The organism is Planktothrix sp. PCC 11201 (assembly GCF_900009135.1).
Lineage (GTDB): Bacteria > Cyanobacteriota > Cyanobacteriia > Cyanobacteriales > Microcoleaceae > Planktothrix.
Window position 1 is genome coordinate 1 of sequence record NZ_LT797775.1, and the last position, 1,274, is coordinate 1,274.

A 1,274-nucleotide genomic window follows, 5' to 3' on the forward strand; every position below is an offset into this window, starting at 1 on the left:
TTAATTCAATATCAATATTCCCTATCCATTGGCGGTGAAGTTGTTACACCCAAAGAATGGGAACAACTTGTTAATGCTAAAACACCTCTGATTCAATTTCGGGGTCAGTGGATGGAATTAGGAACACAGAAAATGCAGCAGATGCTGGAATTTTGGCAAAAACACACCGAAGAACAACCGGAAATCAAGCTGTTAGATTTCGTCAAAATGTCGGCTTCCTTAGAAGATGAATTAGAAATCGAACATGACTCAATGATATCTGATTTGATGGGGAAATTGCAAGATAAAAGTCAACTTACGATGGTGGGTGATATTCCCCTATTGCAAGGAACGTTAAGGGATTATCAAAAACGGGGAGTATCCTGGTTACAATACTTAGAAAATTTAGGGTTGAATGGCTGTTTAGCGGATGATATGGGATTAGGAAAATCCGTTCAGGTGATTGCTCGATTAGTTCAGGAAAAAGAAACAACAGATTCTACTTTACCCACGTTATTAATAGCACCCACTTCAGTCATTGGGAATTGGCAAAAAGAGATTGAAAAGTTTGCACCCCATTTGCAAGCTATTATACATCATGGTAGCGGTCGAATTCAAGAGCTAGAAGCCTTTAAATCGACTTGTCTTAACTGTGATGTTGTGATCACGTCTTTTACCTTAGTTCGTCAAGATGAAAAATTATTCAATCATTTTGAATGGCGACGAATTGTTGTTGATGAAGCTCAAAATATTAAAAATCCTAAAACCGCTCAAACTCGTGCAATCTTAAAACTTTCGGCGCAATATCGATTAGCTTTAACGGGAACTCCCGTTGAAAATCGTCTCCTAGATCTATGGTCAATCTTTAATTTTTTGAATCCCGGTTATTTGGGAAAAGAAGCTCAATTTCGCAAATCCTTTGAAATTCCTATTCAAAAAGATAATGACCGGATGAAATCTGCAACTTTAAAGAAATTGGTAGAGCCGTTAATTTTGAGACGAGTGAAGACTGACCCTTTAATTATTAATGATTTACCTGATAAAGTGGAGCAAAAAGTGTATTGTAACTTAACCAAAGAGCAAGCATCTCTGTATGAAGCGTTAGTGAAAGATGTGGCTGAAAAAATTAATGAAGTTGAAGGGATTAAACGAAAAGGATTAATTTTATCGACGCTGATGAAGTTAAAACAAATTTGTAACCATCCGGCTCAGTTTTTACAGGATGGAAGTGAATTTTCGGCGGCGCGATCGCAGAAATTACAACGATTAGCAGATATGGCAGAAGAAGCTATTTC

At 37.2% G+C, this 1,274-nt stretch carries 1 protein-coding gene; it reads left to right on the top strand.

The genetic code is table 11. The features are described 5' to 3' along the window. A partial coding sequence (locus tag PL11201_RS25660; protein WP_159451589.1) for a DEAD/DEAH box helicase occupies positions 1 to 1,274 on the top strand: 1,274 nt, incomplete at both ends.